The sequence below is a fragment of the Paenibacillus polymyxa M1 genome, assembly GCF_000237325.1.
In the GTDB taxonomy this organism is placed as follows: domain Bacteria; phylum Bacillota; class Bacilli; order Paenibacillales; family Paenibacillaceae; genus Paenibacillus; species Paenibacillus polymyxa_C.
In genome coordinates this window covers 2003177-2017816 of record NC_017542.1, presented here as the reverse complement: position 1 = coordinate 2017816, position 14640 = coordinate 2003177, and the positions used below count along the sequence as shown (strand labels likewise).

At 45.4% G+C, this 14640-nt stretch carries 16 protein-coding genes and 1 tRNA gene; 7 read left to right on the top strand and 10 right to left on the bottom strand.

Annotated features, from left to right (window positions below; genetic code table 11):
• Window positions 1-23 precede the first annotated feature (23 nt).
• From PPM_RS09170 to PPM_RS09160, 3 genes are all read left to right on the top strand, one after another.
• Window positions 24-1916 (top strand): DEAD/DEAH box helicase, encoded by a 1893-nt coding sequence (locus PPM_RS09170; protein WP_013370532.1) that lies wholly within the window; start codon window positions 24-26, stop codon window positions 1914-1916.
• Window positions 1917-1918: 2 nt separating this feature from the next.
• Complete coding sequence (locus tag PPM_RS09165; RefSeq protein ID WP_013370531.1) at window positions 1919-2869, top strand: YqhG family protein; 951 nt, start codon at window positions 1919-1921, stop codon at window positions 2867-2869.
• A 258-nt stretch (window positions 2870-3127) separates the two neighbouring features.
• Window positions 3128-4189 carry a hypothetical protein gene (locus tag PPM_RS09160; protein WP_013370530.1) on the top strand — a complete coding sequence of 354 codons (1062 nt, stop codon included), beginning with the start codon at window positions 3128-3130 and terminating at the stop codon, window positions 4187-4189.
• A 104-nt stretch (window positions 4190-4293) separates the two neighbouring features.
• Here the strand turns inward: PPM_RS09160 and PPM_RS09155 are convergent, their stop codons facing one another.
• Window positions 4294-4485 (bottom strand): YqzE family protein, encoded by a 192-nt coding sequence (locus PPM_RS09155; protein ID WP_013370529.1) that lies wholly within the window; start codon window positions 4483-4485, stop codon window positions 4294-4296.
• 286 nt (window positions 4486-4771) lie between these two features.
• Between PPM_RS09155 and PPM_RS09150 the strand changes: the two genes are divergently transcribed.
• A complete protein-coding gene (locus tag PPM_RS09150) occupies window positions 4772-5527 on the top strand; it encodes an N-acetylmuramoyl-L-alanine amidase (RefSeq protein WP_013370528.1) in 756 nt (251 codons plus the stop codon).
• Here the strand turns inward: PPM_RS09150 and PPM_RS09145 are convergent.
• The 3 genes from PPM_RS09145 to PPM_RS09135 all read right to left on the bottom strand — a co-directional run bounded on the left by PPM_RS09145 (window position 5502) and on the right by PPM_RS09135 (window position 7376).
• Window positions 5502-6437 (bottom strand): divergent polysaccharide deacetylase family protein, encoded by a 936-nt coding sequence (locus PPM_RS09145; protein WP_013370527.1) that lies wholly within the window; start codon window positions 6435-6437, stop codon window positions 5502-5504. The two genes, PPM_RS09150 and PPM_RS09145, sit on opposite strands and share 26 nt — an antisense overlap.
• 128 nt (window positions 6438-6565) lie before the next feature.
• Window positions 6566-7078, bottom strand: a complete 513-nt coding sequence (msrA, locus tag PPM_RS09140) for a peptide-methionine (S)-S-oxide reductase MsrA (RefSeq protein WP_013370526.1) — start codon at window positions 7076-7078, stop codon at window positions 6566-6568.
• 213 nt (window positions 7079-7291) lie between these two features.
• A tRNA-Leu gene (locus tag PPM_RS09135) sits at window positions 7292-7376 on the bottom strand.
• Window positions 7377-7598: 222 nt separating this feature from the next.
• Here PPM_RS09135 and PPM_RS09130 point away from each other — a divergent pair.
• Window positions 7599-8135, top strand: coding sequence for a hypothetical protein (locus PPM_RS09130; RefSeq protein ID WP_013370524.1), 537 nt, complete (start codon window positions 7599-7601; stop codon window positions 8133-8135).
• Window positions 8136-8276: 141 nt separating this feature from the next.
• Here the strand turns inward: PPM_RS09130 and PPM_RS09125 are convergent, their stop codons facing one another.
• The 5 genes from PPM_RS09125 to PPM_RS09105 all read right to left on the bottom strand — a co-directional run bounded on the left by PPM_RS09125 (window position 8277) and on the right by PPM_RS09105 (window position 10794).
• Complete coding sequence (locus PPM_RS09125; protein ID WP_013370522.1) at window positions 8277-8606, bottom strand: carboxymuconolactone decarboxylase family protein; 330 nt, start codon at window positions 8604-8606, stop codon at window positions 8277-8279.
• Between the two features lie 116 nt (window positions 8607-8722).
• Window positions 8723-8944, bottom strand: a complete 222-nt coding sequence (locus PPM_RS09120; RefSeq protein WP_014599639.1) for a hypothetical protein — start codon at window positions 8942-8944, stop codon at window positions 8723-8725.
• Between the two features lie 140 nt (window positions 8945-9084).
• A complete protein-coding gene (locus PPM_RS09115) occupies window positions 9085-9429 on the bottom strand; it encodes a hypothetical protein (RefSeq protein ID WP_013370520.1) in 345 nt (114 codons plus the stop codon).
• Window positions 9430-9530: 101 nt separating this feature from the next.
• Window positions 9531-10103, bottom strand: coding sequence for a xanthine phosphoribosyltransferase (locus PPM_RS09110; RefSeq protein ID WP_013370519.1), 573 nt, complete (start codon window positions 10101-10103; stop codon window positions 9531-9533).
• Between the two features lie 85 nt (window positions 10104-10188).
• The gene (locus tag PPM_RS09105; RefSeq protein WP_013370518.1) at window positions 10189-10794 is read right to left on the bottom strand and encodes a DedA family protein; all 606 of its coding nucleotides are present in this window, start codon (window positions 10792-10794) and stop codon (window positions 10189-10191) included.
• A 141-nt stretch (window positions 10795-10935) separates the two neighbouring features.
• Here PPM_RS09105 and PPM_RS09100 point away from each other — a divergent pair, with 141 nt between their 5' ends.
• Window positions 10936-12042, top strand: a complete 1107-nt coding sequence (locus PPM_RS09100) for a membrane protein (RefSeq protein WP_013370517.1) — start codon at window positions 10936-10938, stop codon at window positions 12040-12042.
• On the opposite strand, the gene PPM_RS09095 is transcribed toward PPM_RS09100, so the two are convergent.
• Window positions 12039-13163, bottom strand: a complete 1125-nt coding sequence (locus PPM_RS09095) for a glycosyltransferase family 4 protein (protein WP_013370516.1) — start codon at window positions 13161-13163, stop codon at window positions 12039-12041. The genes PPM_RS09100 and PPM_RS09095 overlap by 4 nt on opposite strands.
• A gap of 205 nt (window positions 13164-13368) precedes the next feature.
• Between PPM_RS09095 and PPM_RS09090 the strand changes: the two genes are divergently transcribed.
• The gene (locus tag PPM_RS09090) at window positions 13369-14550 is read left to right on the top strand and encodes a GGDEF domain-containing protein (protein ID WP_013370515.1); all 1182 of its coding nucleotides are present in this window, start codon (window positions 13369-13371) and stop codon (window positions 14548-14550) included.
• The last annotated feature ends 90 nt before the right edge of the window (window positions 14551-14640 follow it).

Genomic DNA, 14640 nt, shown 5'->3' with positions numbered 1-14640 from the left:
CTACCAGGAGGGAGGGAATCATCATGAAAGCCAAACCGACAAGTTCCCAGCACACACAAAACCAAGCACCATTGCCTGTTCCGGTACAATTTGACCGCAGCTGGCAGGACGAGCTGGACCAACGCCTGCACAAGGGAGGCCCCTGGGGAGATTGGGATCTGTATCAGCTGGCCATCGAGGCGGAAAAGGCCAAGCTGGTGCCGAGCTTTGATGAGCTTCAATGTCTTCAGCATTTGCAAGACCTCACTCCTCTGCCCCATCAACTCGATACCGCTCGGAAGGTACTGTTTGAGATGTCTGGACGTGCCATTCTTGCCGATGAAGTCGGCCTAGGCAAAACAATTGAAGCTGGAATGATCCTTAAGGAATATCTGGTTCGCGGGCTGGCTTCCAAAGTGCTTATTCTTGTACCCGCTTCTTTGGTCCTGCAATGGGTGCGTGAGCTGAATAGCAAATTCGGCATTCCCGCAGTCGCCCAGAAAAAAGCGTATTCTTGGTCTTCCGAGGTCGTCGTAGCCTCTATGGATACGGCCAAAAGAGAGCCACATAGTAACATCCTGCTAGATACCGATTATGACCTGCTCATTATTGACGAGGCTCATAAGCTGAAGAATAAAAAAACATCCAACTACCAGTTCATTATGAAGTTGCGTAAAAAATATTGTTTGCTCCTGACAGCTACACCTGTACAGAACGATCTATCTGAGCTGTTTAATCTGATCACGTTACTCAAGCCTGGTCAATTAGGAAGACAAGGCGATTTTTCAGCAAACTTTGTTGTAGATAAACGTCTGCCCAAAAATGAAGATCAGCTCAAGGATGAGCTGTCTAAAGTCATGATCCGCAATCGTCGTGGAGAAGGGCCAGTTCAATTCACTAAACGAAATGTTTCCAACATTCACTTGGAGCTCTCGCCAGAAGAGCAAGCGCTGTACGATGGGGTGACCTCTTTTGTCAAAGAGCAATATCAAGCGAATGGCGGAAATTTAAGCAGCATGCTGTCTCTCGTTACCCTTCAACGGGAAGTGTGCAGTAGCCGGGACGCTGTGTTCGTCACGCTGGTCAATTTGTCCAAAAAGATGGCTCCAGACTCTCCTCTACGTGATCGTGTCTGGGACTTGGTCGCACACATTAAAGCGATCAAGGCCAATTCCAAAGCTGAAAAAGCGCTTGAACTTATCCGGAAGATGAACGAAAAAGTGATTATTTTTACAGAATATCGGGCCACACAGGAGTATTTGCTAAACTATTTCCGTGATCGCGGACTGTCTGCTGTTCCTTACCGAGGGGGTATGAACCGAGGCCGCAAGGATTGGATGATGGATCTGTTCCGTGGTCGCATTCAGGTTATGATTGCCACTGAAGCAGGTGGTGAAGGTATTAACCTGCAATTTTGTCACCACATGATTAACTTCGATTTACCGTGGAACCCCATGCGCGTGGAACAGCGGATTGGACGGGTGCATCGACTTGGACAGAAGCATGATGTGAATATCTTCAACCTGTCCACTACCGGAACGATTGAGGAGCATATCCTGCACCTGCTGCATGAAAAGATTAATATGTTTGAAATGGTCATTGGCGGATTGGACGTTATTCTGGAAAAGTTCGAGAAAAAAGAATCCATTGAAAAAAGTTTATATAAAATCATGCTTGAGTCCAGCAGTGATGATGAAATTCGCAGAAAAATGCAAAAGTTAGGCCACTCGCTGGATTCCATCAAACAAGAAATAGAACAAATCCGCACAAACCCGTCAGTCACTCCAAATGTAGCAACCGATAAGTCAGCTGGAACAAAGCAGCCTAAGGGACGGCTAACAGGAGTAAGCTCAAGTGTCACCGAGGATTTGTTAGGCTTAGCAGGTGATGCAGCTTCTCCAACCAAAGCTCGGCGCAGTGTGAAAGGAGGTCGCTAGCCTTGACTATGAATGCACAGCAAGTCCAGCGTTTTGTCCACACCTATCTGGAAGCTACCGGGTGCAGCATCATTGAGAGGTCTCCCCACCATGTAACTGTCAAGCTGTCTCCAGAGGCAGATAAAGCCTTGACAAATCGTCCCTACTATTGGGGATACGTAGAGCGTACTGGCGTTCCAGCGCAGACGATGTCCTTCACATTCATCTTTGATGGGGAAGCCTATCGGACAGAACAGGAACGTTTAGCGGATCAGACGCCACCAGCTCCTGTAGCTGGCAACGCAGCACAAGATCAGGTCATGGGGCGTTACTTCGGTCATGTACCGACGTTACCGCAATTAGGGCCTGGTCGCATTATGCAGGAGGAGCTTCGATACGGAAGCCGTCGGCTGCATCAAATTTTTGAAGCCGCTCGGGATGGAGGAAAATATGTTTATTTGTTCGAGCAGCCTGATGCCCGTCAATTGTCTGCCCGTTCTCCTGTAGTCTATGAAGCTTGGCTCAGCGTCTGCTACAAGATTGAGTTTGCCTGCGATCTGAAGCGTGAGGAACTTCAGTGGCTAGGGATTTCACTCAAAAGCGGCACTATTGTAACCAATTTTGGCGCTATGCTCGAAACTCGGCAGCTCAGCCCACTACTGGCAGGCAATATGCATGTACAGCCAGCACTGCTATCTGTCCCTGAGGCTTCCACCTCGCTTGAAAACTATCTCACCGAACAGCTCCGACAGCAAGATTATGGTTGGGCTGAGCAGGCGAAGGAACGATTGCGCGAGGAACTAGAGGTCATAGACCACTACTACGATGACCTAATCAAGGAACAGAAAGAGGAAGAGGATAAAAAAGAATCCGTATTAGAGCAGCATCAAGCCCGTCGTAAAGAAATGGTATGGCAATATGAGCCAAAGGTACTCGTATCCGCCATTAACTGCGGCATATTTCACCTGCGGTAACTGATATCTCACGCTCCTTCGCAGGTTGGTTGCAGACATGTCGTCAAGTTGTAACATCTTGCTTCAGCCTACATCAGTTTCTGCTGCTGCAAACACAAGCGTAGTCTAACCTGTCTCCTATGTATCGACAGCAAAAAGCGAACCTGGATACGACATTTGCGCCGACAGGGTGCAGCAGTCTTTTCATCGGACAGGCTGTATGCTAGTTAAAAAAGAATGCCTCCGTCGGCAAGTCATCCGACAGAAAGGTGGATTCCATTGAAGAAAAATCATTCCGGGCATTATAGCGTAGGTATGATCGCAGCTGTACTGATCGGCCTGTCCGCAGTCTGTCCGTTCGCTTCCATTCATGCGGCTCCCTCAGCCGTTCAAGAAAGCAATTTAAGCTCAGCACCCAACTACAACGAAAGCTCGTGGGTTCCTCCAATGGAATCCATGAGTCCTGCTACTCCTTCTGCCTCCCCGGGTGACGTTTCATCAAAGCTTCCTGCTCAGCAACAAGGGGTGCCTGAAGACGTGAAACGGACAGCAGCCGACACCGTACAATCCCTATCGTCGCAACCCCCTTTTGCTTCGTGGAAAGACGCCGAGCTCAGCTACCATCCGCTTGGACCTGGAACCCATAGCTGGCTTGTTCAAGTGAACCATGCAGGAGAATACATTGGCTACCTGATTATCGGATCTGACCCAGACGGCGCTTATCAACTCAATGAATACGGGAATGGTCCAGGCGGACCATATAGTATGGATATACTTCGCCAATCCCTCAAGTTGCTCACAGAAACCGAATTTTCTTCTATCGACAAGCTGCAAATTACACCTATGTATGAGGAACCACTTTTAGCCTATTGGCTGGTGCGTTCCTCTACGGGTAGCCAAATATGTATTGATGCTGTTACTGGCGATCCGCTACCTGTAGAAGTAGCAGATGGGGGCTGGAAACATAAGCTTCAGAACAACGCGATCTCTTCACCTACACCCTTTTCGAAAACGCAGGCACAAACAGTTACTATCTCGTCCGATCCTTTCAATCCCTATGATGATCTGGGTTGGCTTCAAGCTAAGCAAAAACTTTCCATTTATGACACAGGTCAATTTATGGACGCGCTAAGTAATTCACCACGTATGATTTTTTCTGCCACAAGTATCAATTTTGCCTTTGGGGGACCCTTATCCATTAGCGGGTTTCAAGCTTGGATATCTCCAGATCATCCGTCCGAACCCATTTTATATGCATTAACCTACCACGATGGACTTTCCCGATTTGTGCCACTAAAACAGCTGTTGCCTCATGGTCAATTTTACCGTTTGGAATCTTAGTAATTTCAGAAACAATAAAAATCATTCGAATTTATCCCTATAACAACATAAAAAGAGACCTCAAATGGCATACCCCATGCCTCTTGTGGTCTCTTTGGCGTGTTTTAACGTTGCTCTCTGCGCCCTCTGCGCGTGGATTTTATCCACATTTTCAGAGCGAGAGGCAACATGCCAAACCATTTGCTCACCCATGGCTCCTTGGCTTGTTTTTGGCTACGTCGAACCTCACGTGGCGTTTCCATATAACGCACAATCCGCTGCGTAATATACGTCACCAGTTCGTCACTCTTCGCCATCCTCCATGACCTCCTTCATCTGACCTATCATTTCCAATCACCTTGCCTTGGAAATATCAAATCACACGTTAGGTTCAGATACCACTAGCTTGCACAGTTTCCAGCTACTCTAATCCCTGCGGAATAACTATGCATGGGTTCCCTTAAATGGAACATACTATCTTCAATATAACAGTTCCCCCAAGGTTTATTGTTATATTTGAAGGCAGCTACGCTGCTTTAGGTTTGATGTCTGTTATGCATAGTTTCCAGTAAACAATCAATTCGTCCATTGGAGGAATAGAACGTGTTGAATAAAAAGTTAAACAAGATATGGCTGATCGGGCTGGGGTTAAATTTTTGTATCCTTTGTAGCGCTGTATTTGCCCCATTTGCTTATGCAACTACTCAGCCTGGCGAGAAAAGCACCGACACAAACAAGCATACAGAAACCTCGTTTAACCGCTCCTATCACGCTTTTGCCAAGCCCGTGGTCCTGATTGATGTAGGTCATGGCGGTGTGGATGGTGGAACAAGTCACAAAGGACTTCTGGAAAAAGATATCAATCTCGCCATTGCTCAAAAACTGTACTTGATCTTACGTTCCCAGAGTTACCCTGCTGTCTTGAATAGGGACAAGGACTACGCACTGAGTGATGATAACCGTTGGTTGCAGTCCAAATCCCGGCATCTTAAAGACCTCGCCCAACGTAAAAGCTTGACAGAACAACTGCCCACTGCTGTGGTTGTAAGCCTGCATGTCAATTGGGCCAAACGTGCCGAAAAACGTGGACCCATTGTACTGTATCAAGATGAAGGCAGCAGCTATATGTTAGCTGAGCAGATCCAGCGTTCATTAAACCGCTTATTTTGCATGAATAGACAAACCATGTACGGAAAACCCTTTTATCTTCTGAATAAAATTCAACATCCCGCTGTAATAGTCGAAACGGGGTTTATCAGCAACGAACAAGACAGAGCCCTACTTTCTGGGGATCGCGGCCAAAAAAGGATTGCTGAAGCTATTGCCGAAGGCATTATTGCCCATCTGACGGCGTGGTAGTATTCGTGGCTGGATCTCCTGTCCACCCCCATACATCACGCACTAGATCGCTAATGCCTACAAACTGAGCATGTTCCTTTAATTTAGGAACCGATGAATGAAGCCCTGAGGAGGTATACATGCCGGACACGCCAACATGTCCAATCGTTACACAGGTGTTGTGCTCTGCCAACCATTCAACCACTTTGCTAAGTTGCCGATTCACATGAGCGAGTGTATGAACATCATCCAAAAAAACATCATTTCGCACCGGTGGCATTCCCTTTTTAGCGGCAAGTTCAGGCACCACTGACCAATAATTAGTTCGGCTATCAACAAAAAATAGTCCATGTTCCTTACAAACATCAAGAACGATGGACATAATGCGCTTGTCTGAGGTGACCTTGGAGCCCATATGGTTGTTCATTCCTATGGCATAAGGAACATCCTTGATAGCTGCGGTCACCTTGGCGCGTACTTCTTCATCCGTCATATTAGCCTTGATTGCTCCAGGTCCAAGCCATTCAGGCTTGCCCTGCTTGGGCTCCATTGGAAGATGGACGATAACATCATGACCACGATTATGCGCTTCCATAGCGTCCTGTTTGGTTGTTGGCAGGAAGGGCATTACAGCAACGGTGATTTTGACAGGTAAATTTAAAATCTCCTTGGTACCTTTCATGTTGTTTCCTAGATCATCAATAATGACAGCAACCCTCTTTTGCTGCTGGTTCTGTTGGTCTATTGCTTCGGCAACAGCAGTTTTACAGACCATAAATAACATACAGACTGAAATACAAAGCACTACGATGATTTGCATTCTAGATCTTGCATGGTGTACAAGCGCATAAGACGAATTCTTCCGGTTGCGTGATGCCTTTAAAGCCTTTTTTATTATATTTCTCATGTGCAGCTTCCGTCGTGTACTCATTTGCGGGTCAGCCTCCTTCTCTGTCCCTTCATTGTGTGAGTAAAACCGTTTAAATATGTATAAGGCAGATCTGAGATATAATCTCTGATCTGCCTTGAAGTGCGCATAATAACGTATATTAAAGCTGCTTACCAGTTTTTATCGATAAATTCATCACGACCGGATTGGGCTCTATCTTCCTTATAATGCTTCACATTCTTCTTGTGATAATCCTGATGATAATCCTCTGCCGGATAAAAAATTGCAGCCGGAAGAATCTCCGTTACAATTGGCTTATCAAAGCGTCCGCTTTGTGCCAACTGTTCCTTGGATTGTTGTGCAAGCTCTCGTTGCTGCTCCGTATGATAAAAAATTGCAGGCTTATATTGTGTGCCTCGGTCCTGAAACTGACCTTCTCCGTCGGTAGGATCTGTTTGCGGCCAATACAATTCAAGTAGCTTTTCATAAGGAAACAGCTCAGGATCAAACGTAATCTGCACCACCTCATAGTGCCCGGTTGTTCCTGTTTTAACCTGTTCGTAGGTCGGATCGGAAATCGTCCCTCCAGTATAGCCTGAGACAATACTATGAATGCCCGGCTGCTCCTCGAACGGAGTCACCATACACCAGAAGCATCCGCCTGCAAAAGTTGCTTTCTCCATCTTTCATCCAACCTTTCATTAGCTTCATCAACAAATGCGTTATCTTCTATCATATCTTAAAAATTAAACTTATAAAAGAATTGCTTATGAACTTGAATAAAGTTCAAGCCCTCGTATTGGAATCATTGCTGGAAGTCTGCAATAATTCCGAAACATAAGAAAAGGTTTATAAAATTGCTACAATAGCAATTCTATAAACCTTTTCTAAATGGATGCGGTCGAGAGGACTCGAACCTCCACGGGGGGTTAGCCCACACGGACCTGAACCGTGCGCGTCTGCCAATTCCGCCACGACCGCATATATATTTGTCGTCTATCTCGAAAGAATCAATCTTTCTTAGCGACAAGATAGATCATACCATGCTCAAATAAAGTTGTCAAATCTTTTGTTTTTCTTTATTTCTTCTTGATAAAAAAGGAATAATACGATAATATAAGAACATAAGTTCTTAGGAACAAAAGTTCCTTTACTTCCATGACTATGAATTATCATCACATTTCCCTAAGGCGGTGAATGGTAATGATCTCTTCAGATACTACTCAGCATTCATGCTCTCTTGTGAAAAGTTATCTGCTCCTTACCTTTATTCAAAAAGTATTTGAGCGTGACAGCCTAATTCTTCAAGAAAGCGGCGTGCTGAAAACCCCTGATCTTTATGTCGAAATGGTTAACGCAGGAATAGATCGTACCGGAATCCTGCTATCTGAAATTAAACATGAATTTAAGAAGTATCATGTTCGTGTTCTAGACATACAACAAAACCACTCCGGCGTTCACGCCACCTATATATATAAAGGCGTCAAAGAGCAGTTCAGTATGCCTATGTCCGCATTCCGCAAAGAAATGTATGAACGAATGCGAGCTTATTTGGGGCTCCCTACCTCTATGCCTCATACGGCGTCTCTACCTTTGCCAGAGAAATATCGCCCCGAATTACCCAATAACTCAACCCCCAAACCCCTACCCGTTGTTGGGCGAAGTTGGATTGCATCCTCTTCTGCCTATAAGCATAAATCCCCTCGCCCTGCTGCTTTTGCTGCAAGCAAAAGAGCATAATCCCCGCACTACATGCAAAAAGAAGCTTCCGCAGGCACTAACTGTGCTCGGAAGCTTCTTTCCATAAACATCACTATCATTTGTTCAGATCAATCTATTTCCCCTATTTTGAGTATGGGTTATCTGTATGGATGATTCGTTTTAATGTAGCGCCTTCTGTACACGTGTAACCCCTTGACTTAGAGCATGTCCTCCACCAACTGCAGCAGCTACAGCAACGGCTTCCATAATCTCCTGATCACTGGCTCCTTTGGAACGCGCCTCATTCACATGATAAAACGTGCACACCTCATTGTTGGCAAATAAGCCAATTCCTAGCGCAATCAGTTGCTTGGTTTTTTCATCTAAACTGCCGGCTTGAAAGCATTCTCCGGTAAAGCGATGATAGGCATGAACTACCTCGGGCAACTTATCTTCCAAATGGCTGATTTGATCCTTGTATGCATGTACTTTTTCGTCCATAACCGTCATTAACACAGCACGCCCTCTCTGTTGAGTTTTGCTTCATTACTGTGTCCGGTTTAGAGTTTCTGTATGCCTAATGAAGCACCCAGTTTTTTTATCCAATCCCCATTAGAACTCGTTTCTTAATCCAGTTCTATCGGATTGTGACGCGGCTCGCTGAACGGCTGGTATGTATAGCTGCGATCCAACTTGACCACACGTCGATTCTGGCGGCGAATAAGCACCTGTTCATCATCCCATGCCAGTACAATGCCAACCACATCGTTGGACTCCAATCCATCGCGTACGACGCGTACCTTTTCACCAGAAAGTCGATAAGCATCCAATTCTTCGTCCATTATCATCCATGTCCCCTCCTTGTCCATTTTTTTCAACACAACGGCCATAATTTTATATACATGAAAAAAGTTTAAAAAGAGACCTAAACGAATCATTTAGGTCTCTTCCGCTTACTACTTATATGGATTGCCAACAGAGCAACAAATTATCCCGACTGATTTACACTGTGATCATGTTCTTTTGTATCGTTCTTCTCGTACCAGAAGTCCAGCACTTGTGCAGACAACACTCGCTGTTCTACATACTCCACTTGGTGAGCAGTAAATTCTTCTTTCCAAGAGAAAGACAATTCTTCGCATAGGTTAACCAATGTCAACAACTCAGACCAGGCCACATAGCGTTTATACCAAAAAAACTGAGGATGTTCAATCATATAGGGATACAAATCGTCGAATTCCGTATGCTTACAATCCAAGGCGCGTTCAAAATGCACTTTAGCCGCTGCCAGTTTTTCCAGAAAAAACTGTTCGGTCAATTGTTCATTCCCCATGTTGCTGCCTCCTCTCCCAAACCTTATATATATTATAAGCGAAATTGATGCTCATGCAAAGGTTATTATTAGAAATAAGGATCCGGAGTTTCGAATTGTTACTATTCAGCAAACTCTATCTTACCGTCAGCTAACGACGAAATTTTAACCAATGATTCTACACGGATACCCTGCTCACGGATGGTTCTCGCTCCAGCCTGAAACATTTTTTCAACCGCAACTCCGAATCCAATCAACTCCGCTCCAGAGCGTTGAATAATTTTAACCATGCCTCGAGCCGCATCGCCATTAGCGATAATATCATCAATGAACAACACACGATCATGCTCATGAATAAATTGGCGTGACAGCATAATATCTGTGACAATACCTTTTGTAAACGAAGGTACACGCTCACACAGCGCATCCGGATCAGCTAATAAAGTCTTTTTACGACGAGCAAATACCAACGGTACACCCAACTCCAACGCTGTCGCAAACCCGATGGCAATGCCTGAGGATTCCACGGTCACTACTCTGGTGATTTTCTCTTCCCGGAAACGGGCTGCGAACTCTCGTCCCATTTCCATTGTCAGCTCTGGATCAACCTGATGATTAAGCAATCCATCCAGCTTTAGCACCTGATCTGACGCAATCACGCCTTCATTTAAAATTCGTTTCTTTAATACTTCCATTCCATGACCTCCCACGGCATTCCTATGCGGTAAAAGTACCATACTTCACCCGCCGCTTTCAAGCTATAGCCTGCTTTCCATGCGTTCATGTGATATTTTTTTTACGTTTGTTCCAGAACCATGCGATGATTCCTCCCAAAACGATTAAAAGAATAACGATCAAACCTACCTGGTGCGTCACCTTCTCCATCAGCTTAGCCACCTGTTCCCAGTGCATGCCCACCGCATGTCCGATCCCCAAAAATGTACCGCACCACAGCAAAGCTCCTGCCGATGCATAGCCGATATAGCGAAAAACACCTAGACGGGTTGTGCCTGCCAGATAGGATGATACATGTCTCAAGCCGGGGACAAAATACCCGAACAAAATTCCCCAGGTACCATAACGCCCGAACCAATTTTCGGAAGAGGCAATCCTGGAGGGCGTAAGCCTCACCCATTTACCGTATCGGTGCAATAGTGGCTTGCCCAGCAAACGACCCAATGTGTAGCTAAGCATCATGCCTGTCATACTACCGAAAAATGTGACTGCCAGCGCGGCAATAAAGTTGTAGTGTCCTTGAGACACGAGCCCGCCAAAGGCGATCATTAGCACTTCGTCGGGTATCGGCATACCAGCTACTCCAAGGGCAAGCAAGCCGAACATCGCCAAATATCCGTATTCCAGTATCCATGCAAGGATTTGACCCATAAATTACGCTCCCGTCAAGCTATTCATTAAATTCAGTATAATTATTTTCAGTCCCATCCAGTCATGTCCCATTTCAGTTGAACATAGTTTGTATTATATGCTCGCTGCAGCGTTATTCAAGCAAGCAAGGGGGGACTGAGAATGAAACGTAATATTCATGTTTTTCAGATTGCTTTTACATACATTGGTACAATCGTCGGTGCCGGGTTCGCTACCGGACAAGAAATTTTGCAATTTTTTACGCAATATGGACGTTGGGCTACAATCACCATTATGCTGTCCACACTTGTATTTGTATGGTTGGGTACGAAAATGATGCTGATTGCTCATGATATTTCAGCCCGCTCCTACGAGGATCTGAACAAACACCTTTTTGGTGCCAATGCTGGAAAATGGATCAGCATATTCACGCTTATTGTGCTAATTGGCGTGAACAGTGTCATGCTGGCAGGAGCCGGCTCTGTTTTTGTGGAGCACCTTCACCTACACTACCAAACAGGACTGCTCATTACATTAATCGGAACTTACTTGCTGCTGAATAAAGGTATTAAAGCGATTTTGCATATGAACACCATTGTTGTCCCGCTGATGATCACCATATCTCTTTTGCTCGTTCACAGCACCCTTTCCATGCCCAATCCACAAAGCTTTATCACGAATACAACAGACCACAGTGCGCTACGAACATGGATCTCTCCACTCCTATATACGTCCTTCAATCTGGCTATGGCTCAGGCCGTGCTTGTCCCTCTAGGCAGTCAAACTTTCTCCCGCAAAACCATCCGCTGGGGCGGTGTATTGGGCGGAATTGGTGTTGGCTTTATGCTGATGGCTGCACATTTTGTCATGTCAGCGCAAATGCCAGGCATTCAGCAATTTGAAATCCCTATGGGAAGCATCGCTTACCGTCTAGGCGCCCTTGTTGAAATCATATACATTCTACTCATTTTCATGGAGATCTTCAGTACCTTTGTAGCCGACATTTATGGAGTCAGTCTACAAATTCGTCAGCATGTCCAAATTTCGCCCAAGCTCATTACATTATTCATTATGCTCACCTGTTTTTTAATCAGTCAGTTCGGCTTCAGCTCACTGTTATCTGTTCTTTATCCTATTTTCGGAATGCTCAGTCTGATGTGGGTTAGTAAACTGATCTTAGCAGGACGCGGAAGACCTTTCCGCTCCTCACGTCCTCGTTCCAGCTTTCGACATTCTGATTCCAAACCAGGTGATACCCGTCATGGTTAGTGTGGAAATTTCAAATACATTTTCTTCAGCTCGTTAACAGCACGACTTAAAGAATAGCTTGATTTAGCCTTGTCGCAGGCAGATCTAGCCAGTTCATAACGATAGGCAGGGTCAGCAATGACCTTTTCTAATGCGTCTGCCAGTGCCTTCGGATTATCGGGTGGCACGAGCAGACCATTTACCCCATCCTCAATCTGCTCCGGTATTCCCCCTACTTCTGTACCTACCAATGCCAGACAGCTCAACGCCGCTTCTGCAAATACGGAGCCAAAGGCCTCCGCCCGCGAAGGCAATACGAATACATCAAAGAAAGGCATAAACTCTTCAGGATGAAGAGTATATCCATAAAAAATCGTCTCATGGTATATATCCAGCTGTCGCGCCATCTCTTCCAGCTCAGGTCGAATCGGACCATCTCCAATGATATGGAGTACAAATTCCTGATTTCTTTTTTTCAGCTCAGCGCAAGCCTGTAATAGAATATCAAGCCCTTTGGCGGGAACAAGTCGGCAAACGGTTATGAGCTGTGTCACTTCATTTTCGTGAGGAATGGGCTTAAATCGTTTCTCATCATATCCATTTGGAATAACCACAACATCTTGCGGATGCTGTACATAAGGTGTTAAGTAATGCTGAAAAGATTGCGATACTGCTATCAGGCGATCCGCCTTATGCTCCATTTCTCGGTACAGTGACACTAAGAATTGGTGTTCAGGCCCGTTCTCCTCTATTTTCCCGTTTAGAATTAACTCCTTCTCATAGGAAGAGTGAATCGTCTGTACGAGCGGGATATCTGGAAATACGTTTTTCATAGCGAGCCCGGCAATCGGATGATGAGCATGAATAAGGTCAAAGGGCTTCTGAATACGAAGCCGAGTCCACCACAAATAATCACGGTACGTCTGAATATATTTTTGAACAATTGGATATTGCTCATATCTCGTCCAGTCGAAGGTATCAAAGATTACTTCGTCCCTACCCTTGTTACGAATCCGTTTAGGGATTGAAAATAGCTCCATTTCCCAACGGGGGGACGTAAATCGCTCTTGCAAATATGGAATCATGGATGAAACGCCTCCCGGTTGCTCGGGTGGGAAAAAGAGAGCCTGTAGCAATTTCATGAGTGCTTCCCCTTTCAAGCATTAAACTGCCCGGAACACAGGATATATGTATAGGTTTCCGGATTTTCTGAAAGATGATATATTGAGAATAAATGTTAGGCACAAAAGAAAATTATAACATTTTAACTGCAATAAATCCTGTCTATTGTATCGGAACGATATCGTCCGTTCAATAGATAGATTAATTTTACAAATGGAGTCGGTGATGTTGACGTTGTTGTCCTTATTGGGAACCTTGGGCTCCCCATCTCTGGCCGGGGCTATAAGTGCAGCCTGCGGTTTGTATATTATACTCATGATGGCGCTAATGTGCGTGATCATATATAGCAGACAACGAAAAAAAGCCTATATCCTTTTTTCGGTTGCCGCTATTTTTATTATGACATATGAAGCGATGAATCTCTATTCGGCAGGCGGCGGCCAAATGCAACTGCAGGGAATCGTGTGGAAAAATGCGCTGGAGGCGTTTGCCTTCTTGCTCATCAATGCCGCTGTATTTCAGCTGTACCGAAAACTAAAGCGTGTGGAAAAATGGGCCTTGCTGTTGCTGGCTGCGTTATTAATACTGCCGGTAATGGCTTGGACTTTAGGTTTGTTACCCACTTGGATCAGCTCAGTGAAATTGGTTGGATTCACTCTGTTTTATCGAGTGCTGGTGCTTATATTAAGCCTTCTGTTCATCACCCCACGGATCGGACAGCCAAAGAAATTTATAGCAGGCTTATTCACTTATTCGCTCTGGCTTGGTTTTCTCTGGCTGCAAAATGACATCCCTGAAGAAGCAAACGGGTCAAGCACAGTCCTGTGGATGTCATTTTTACCATTGTTGTACTACACTACGTTATTCATCATTCTGTTTGAACGGATTGTGGAGCTACTCCAAAGGATTTATCGTTCTTCCATCACCGATGGCCTCACAGGGCTGTATAACCGTAAATATTTTTCGGGAAGATTACGGAGATATATGGACCAGGGAATCCGCGTGTCGGTCATTTTTTGCGATATTGACAATTTCAAAAAGCTGAATGATACGCAGGGCCATGCTCGTGCGGATGAGGTTCTCAAGCAGGTCGCACAAATTATGGAGGAGGAACTGGATGAAATCGGGCTGACCGGACGATACGGTGGCGAGGAACTGGTCGCAATGGTTGTGGATCGGCGGGCCAAGGTGGCGCAGGTCGCAGAACGAATCCGCGAACGTGTCGCTGAGGAAAGCATCGTCACTATCAGTGTCGGACACAGTACAGCAAAGAAGGAAATAAACCCGGATGAACTCGTCAAACAGGCCGATCAAGCCATGTACATATCCAAAACGACAGGCAAAAACAAGGTTACAGCTTATAAGGCAGCGGAAGTGAAGCAGAGTCGGGCAGCACGCGCACAATAATTCGCAATTCGATTCGTTATCAAAGACTGCCTATGAATACTGCTCTGTCTGGTTGTCTATATCATAAAATGACGCACAGGAATCTCATAC

What these genes read in the sequence shown, in the direction of transcription:
- PPM_RS09155 (WP_013370529.1), bottom strand. Translation starts at nt 4,485, where the DNA reads ATGGCGAAGAGTGACGAACTGGTGACGTATATTACGCAGCGGATTGTG.
- PPM_RS09130 (WP_013370524.1), top strand. Translation starts at nt 7,599, where the DNA reads ATGATCTCTTCAGATACTACTCAGCATTCATGCTCTCTTGTGAAAAGT.
- msrA (WP_013370526.1), bottom strand. Translation starts at nt 7,078, where the DNA reads ATGGAGAAAGCAACTTTTGCAGGCGGATGCTTCTGGTGTATGGTGACT.
- PPM_RS09095 (WP_013370516.1), bottom strand. Translation starts at nt 13,163, where the DNA reads ATGAAATTGCTACAGGCTCTCTTTTTCCCACCCGAGCAACCGGGAGGC.
- PPM_RS09100 (WP_013370517.1), top strand. Translation starts at nt 10,936, where the DNA reads ATGAAACGTAATATTCATGTTTTTCAGATTGCTTTTACATACATTGGT.
- PPM_RS09105 (WP_013370518.1), bottom strand. Translation starts at nt 10,794, where the DNA reads ATGGGTCAAATCCTTGCATGGATACTGGAATACGGATATTTGGCGATG.
- PPM_RS09090 (WP_013370515.1), top strand. Translation starts at nt 13,369, where the DNA reads ATGTTGACGTTGTTGTCCTTATTGGGAACCTTGGGCTCCCCATCTCTG.
- PPM_RS09120 (WP_014599639.1), bottom strand. Translation starts at nt 8,944, where the DNA reads ATGATAATGGACGAAGAATTGGATGCTTATCGACTTTCTGGTGAAAAG.
- PPM_RS09170 (WP_013370532.1), top strand. Translation starts at nt 24, where the DNA reads ATGAAAGCCAAACCGACAAGTTCCCAGCACACACAAAACCAAGCACCA.
- PPM_RS09115 (WP_013370520.1), bottom strand. Translation starts at nt 9,429, where the DNA reads ATGGGGAATGAACAATTGACCGAACAGTTTTTTCTGGAAAAACTGGCA.
- PPM_RS09145 (WP_013370527.1), bottom strand. Translation starts at nt 6,437, where the DNA reads ATGAGTACACGACGGAAGCTGCACATGAGAAATATAATAAAAAAGGCT.
- PPM_RS09125 (WP_013370522.1), bottom strand. Translation starts at nt 8,606, where the DNA reads ATGACGGTTATGGACGAAAAAGTACATGCATACAAGGATCAAATCAGC.
- PPM_RS09110 (WP_013370519.1), bottom strand. Translation starts at nt 10,103, where the DNA reads ATGGAAGTATTAAAGAAACGAATTTTAAATGAAGGCGTGATTGCGTCA.